This is a genomic window from Sulfurovum sp. bin170, assembly GCF_010892395.1.
GTDB lineage: Bacteria > Campylobacterota > Campylobacteria > Campylobacterales > Sulfurovaceae > UBA1140.
The window spans coordinates 1-2,452 of sequence record NZ_JAACKB010000457.1; the positions used below are offsets into that span (position 1 = coordinate 1).

At 42.0% G+C, this 2,452-nt stretch carries 1 protein-coding gene; it reads right to left on the minus strand.

The features are described 5' to 3' along the window. Positions 1 to 4: 4 nt before the first annotated feature. A complete protein-coding gene (locus GSY74_RS10680) occupies positions 5 to 2,104 on the minus strand; it encodes a Tex-like N-terminal domain-containing protein (protein ID WP_164665130.1) in 2,100 nt (699 codons plus the stop codon). Positions 2,105 to 2,452: the final 348 nt, after the last annotated feature.

Sequence of the window (2,452 nt, forward strand, 5' to 3'; positions counted from 1 at the left end):
ATCATCAAATAGACTTCAAACTCAACCCAACTTTTCCCTTCTCCAAATCTATAGAGATCACCTCAATCCGAGCCAAATACTGATTGACAGACAAAACTTCCAAAGGGTGTGAAATCCGTTTCTGACTCATCTGCGAGATATGAATCATCCCATCATTTTTTAACCCTATATCTACAAAAGCACCAAAATCAGCAATATTTCGCACCACACCAGAGACGATGCTTCCCTCTCTTAACATGGATATATCGGTCAAATCATCTTTGAAAGGTATGCTCTCCAACTCCTCACGAGGGTCAAAACCAGGTTTTGCTAACTCTTTGATAATATCCTTTAGCGTCGCCTCCCCTACTCCCAGTTTTTCTGCCAAAGCCTTGGTATCAGAGACATCTGAAAATTTTTCAAGCTTTGAGGCCACTGCATAACTCTCAGGGTGGATTCCAGTATTGTCAAAGATACTCTCACCCTCACGAATTCGGATAAATCCTGCCAACTGCTGATAGGCTTTAGCCCCTAGACCTTTTACTTTTAGTAGCTCTTTTTTACTCCTAAACGCACCATTGGCTTTGCGATACTCTACAATATTTTTCGCCAACTTTGAACCCACACCTGCCACAAAAGCAAGTAGCGACGCAGAAGCAGAGTTCACATCCACCCCAACTCCATTGACCAGACTCTCCACTCCCTCTTGAAGTTTTCGTTCGAGTAACTTCTGGTCTACATCGTGTTGGTATTGTCCGATTCCTAGAGATTTTGGGTCTATCTTCACCAAAGTTGCCATAGGGTCACGCACACGCCCTGCGATGGAGATGGCTCCACGCACAGTTACATCAAGGTTGGGATACTCCTCTGCACCCACCTTGGAAGCAGAATAAACCGAAGCCCCTGCCTCTGAAACCACCGTATATTTCAGTTCACCCTTTAGCTCTTTGTTGATTTTGGCAAAAAACTCTTGGGTCTCTTTGGACGCGGTTCCATTCCCTATGACCACCCCATCAATACCATGCCTTTTGACCAAATCCAAAACTACTTTACGCGAACCCTCAAAATCAGATTTTGGAGGTGTTGGAAATATAAGAGCATCATCTAAATAGGTTCCATTTTTATCTATAACTACCAGTTTACAACCTGTTTTGTAGGCTGGGTCTGCTCCGAGAAGCACTTTATTGGTCACAGGTGGGGTCATAAAAAGTTGTGATAGATTCTTGCCAAAGACCCCAATAGCACTCAAATCAGCACGCTCTTTCAACAGAGCCGATACCTCTCGCTCAATCGAAGGGTACAATAGTCGTTTGAACCCATCTCTGTAGGCTTCAAAAAGTATAGACTTTGAGCTACCCATATAATCACGCAACTTATAACGCTTCAATGTCTCCAAATATCGCTCCGAATCTATAGAGATTTTAACAGATAACTCTTTCTCTTTCTCTCCACGACGCACAGCCAAATAGCGATGAGACGGCACATAAGCCACTCGTTCAGAGTGAGATTTATAGTTTTTGTAGACCCCTCGTTCATCAAACTTTTTTCCTGCTTTCACCTCAATCATCCCATGTTTTAGGGTCATATCACGGAGGATATTACGCTCTTTTGCAGAGTCAGCGAAGCGTTCAGCTACAATATCCTTGGCTCCATTGATAGCATCATTTACAGACTCTACAGCACCTTCTACAAAGAGCTTGGCTTTGGTCTCAAACTCTCGTTTATCCATTTTTGCTGACTGCAAAATATTTGCCAATGGCTCCAAACCATTTTTAATCGCCATAGAAGCACGACTGTTTCTCTTCTCTTTGTAAGGTCGATAAATATCTTCTAGCGTCGTCATGGTATTTGCACCATCAATCGCTTTTTGTAGTTCAGTCGTCATATGCTCTCGCTCAATAAGAAGCTTGACAATCTCCCCTTTTCGCTCAAGCAGTCGTTTTGCTGAGAGATAGACCTCATGAAAGTCACGAAGCAGATCATCAGAAGCTCCACCTGTCATCTCCTTACGATAACGAGCGATAAAAGGGATGGTGGAGCCTTCATCTAGGAGTTTTAAAATATTGGTAATTTGGTTTCTGTTTAAAGCAGTTTTTTGAGTCAAAAGGTTTATTAGGTTTTGCATGTTTTATTTACTTTATAATGATTTTTTATATTAGAGTTTTTGTAGAACTCGTTTAGAATCGGAGACTTTAGTCCAATGCCGTTGAATTAAGCTTTTTTTGAATCAAATAGTTCGGGTGTAAACACGCCGATTCCGAAAATGCCAATTGCATATAAGGAAACGATGGCTTTAGCCTCGCTAATTCATTGTAAAGCCATCGGTTCCTAAGGTCTATAAACCCTAACATTCTCTCTACTCTCAGAGTCCCTCAAGTACTGTGCATGTAACTGACTCATCACCCCTCTCTCACAATAGAGCAGATACTCTCTATCCTGTGGAAGCTTCTTGAACTCTGTTTTGAGTTGATAA

Bases quoted from the DNA above. Each gene is read 5' to 3' on its own strand.
- GSY74_RS10680 (WP_164665130.1), bottom strand. From the start codon at position 2,104: ATGCAAAACCTAATAAACCTTTTGACTCAAAAAACTGCTTTAAACAGA.